General features: G+C 65.8%; 2 protein-coding genes. One reads left to right on the top strand and one right to left on the bottom strand.

Going from position 1 to position 2566, the window contains the following annotated elements:
- Positions 1–2001, top strand: a 2001-nt coding sequence (locus CR162_RS21735) for a PqiB family protein (protein ID WP_141563291.1), incomplete at its 5' end; no start/stop codon positions are given.
- Between the two features lie 100 nt (positions 2002–2101).
- Here CR162_RS21735 and CR162_RS21730 read toward each other — a convergent pair.
- Positions 2102–2566 (bottom strand): ABC transporter permease (locus CR162_RS21730; protein WP_141563290.1); only part of this gene is annotated, 465 nt, incomplete at its 5' end.

Below are 2566 nucleotides of genomic sequence, written 5' to 3'. Positions count from 1 at the left end.
TATCTGAGCAAGGACACCCGCTTCTGGCTGGTCAAGCCGCGGGTTTCCCTGGCTGGCGTCACCGGCCTGGAAACCCTGGTCTCCGGCGTCTACATCGCGGTCGATCCGGTGAAGGGCGAGAAGGAAGAACGCAACTTCACCGCGCTGAAGCAGCCGCCCCCCCTTTCCGACAGGCTGCCCGGCCTGCACCTGACCCTCAAGGCCGATCGCCTGGGCTCCCTGGAGCAGGGCAGCCCGGTGTTCTACCGGCAGATCCAGGTCGGCCAGGTGAAGAGCTTCCAGTTGGGCGATGACCAGAGGACCATCGAGATCAAAGTGCACATCGAGCCGGCCTACGCCGACCTGGTGCGCAAGCACACGCGATTCTGGAACGCCAGCGGCATCTCCATTTCCGGTGGCCTGTCCGGCTTCAAGGTGCGTAGCGAATCGTTGCTGACCCTGGCGGCCGGCGGCATCGCTTTCGCTACTTCCGATAGTCGAGGCGACAGCCCGCCGACCGATCCGAGCAAGCCGTTCCGCCTGTACGACGACTACGACGCGGCCCAGGCCGGTCTGCGCGTGAAGCTGAAGATGAACGACGTCAGTGGTATCGATCCGGGCCGCACCCCGGTGATGTTCAACGGCGTGCAGGTCGGCCTGGTCAAGTCGATCGACATGGACAAGGACTACAGCAGTGCCACTGCCGACCTGGCGATGGATCCGCGGGTCGAGGACATGCTGCTGGAAGGCACCGAGTTCTGGACCGTCAAGCCAAGCATCTCCCTGGCCGGCATCACCGGCCTCGAGGCTCTGGTGAAAGGTAACTATATCGACGTGCGCTTCGCCAAGAGCGGCGCGCCGAGTCGCGAGTTCACCATCCGCCCGAAAGCGCCGCCGCTGAACACCGACGCGCCCGGCCTGCACCTGGTGCTGACCAGCGACAAGCTCGGCTCGATCGATATCGGCGCGCCGATCCTCTACCGCCAGGTCCGCGTCGGCAGCGTGCAGAGCTACCAGCTGTCGCGCGACCGCCAGCGAGTGGTGGTGGGTGTGCACATCGAGCCGGAGTACGCGCACCTGGTGAATACCTCGACGCGCTTCTGGAACTCCAGCGGGATCACCCTGACCGGCAACCTCAGCGGCGTGCAGGTGAAGAGCGAGTCGCTACAGACCCTGATCACCGGCGGGATTTCCTTCGACACCCTCGATCCGAAGGCACCGACCGTGACCAAGGTGCGTCGCTTCACCCTCTTCGACAGCGAGGAGGCGGCGATGGCCCGTGGCGTGGAAATCCAGCTGAGCATCGACAATGCCGACGGCCTACGCGAAGGCACGCCGATCCGCTTCAAGGGCCTGGACATCGGCAAGATCGAAAGCGTCGAGCTGAACCCGGACCTCTCCGGGGTACTGATGAAGGCCCGCCTGACTTCCGCCGGCGAGCGCGTCGCCCGCAGCGGAACCCGCTTCTGGGTGGTGCGTCCGGCGCTCGGCCTGCTGCGTACCGAGAACCTCGGAACCCTGGTCAGCGGCCCCTACATCGAGGCGCTGCCGTCGAGCACGCCGGGCGAGCGCCAGGCACGCTTCCAGACTCTCGCCGAAGCGCCCAACCTGCTGGGCCGGGAAAGCGGCCTGCGGCTGACCCTCAGTGCGCCGCGCAAGGGCTCGATCAAGCCGGGCAACCTGGTGACCTACCGGCAGATCCCGGTGGGCAAGGTCGTCGACCTGGCCTTGGGCGAACAGGCCGACCGGGTGCTGATCGGCATCCTCATCGAACCGCGCTACGTACCGCTGGTGCGTACCGGCAGCCGTTTCTGGAATGCCAGCGGCTTCGGCGTCGACGCCAGCCTGTTCAAGGGCCTGTCGCTACGCACCGAGTCGATGGAGGCGCTGATGGAGGGCGGCATTGCCTTCGCCACCCCGAACAATGCGCAGATGGGCGAGCCCGCCAAGCCGGGGCAGACCTTCGCCCTGTTCGATTCGGCCAATGACGAATGGCTGGAGTGGACGCCGAGATTCCTCTGAAGGAAACCGCCCGCCGCTGATTGTCGGACCGGCAAAAAGAAACGCCGCTTACCTGGGTAAGCGGCGTTTTCGTTCATGCCTGCCTGCTGGGGAGTGGGTGTCAGTGAGTGCTGAGATGCGCCCGGGTGGTCAGCAGGTACACCGGCAAGCCGGAGATCAGGATCAGCAGCGCGGCGTAGGGTGCGGCGGCAGCGTACTCCAGGTTGGCGGTGTGCACCCAGACCGAGGTGGCCAGGGTCGACAGCCCGGTGGGACCTAGCACCAGGGTGGCGGTCAGTTCCTTCATGGTGTCGAGGAACACCAGCACGAATCCGGCGCCGATGGCCGGCGAGATGATCGGCAGGGTGATCCGCAGGAAGGCCATCAAGGGCGTCTGGCCGAGAGTGCGGGCGGCTTCCTCCAACTGCGGCGAGGCCTTTTCCAGGGCCACGCGGATCGGTGCCTGGGTCAGCGGCATGAACAGCAGGGCATAGGCGACCAGCAGCAAGCCGGTGGTCTGGTAGGTGGCTGGCAGGTAGTGCAGCGAGAAGTACACCAGCGAGAGGGCGATCACCAGTCCCGGCAA

Origin of the sequence: Teichococcus rhizosphaerae (assembly GCF_002631185.1) — a bacterium.
GTDB lineage: Bacteria > Pseudomonadota > Alphaproteobacteria > Acetobacterales > Acetobacteraceae > Pseudoroseomonas > Pseudoroseomonas rhizosphaerae.
This window is presented reverse-complemented; position numbering and strand designations above follow the sequence as displayed.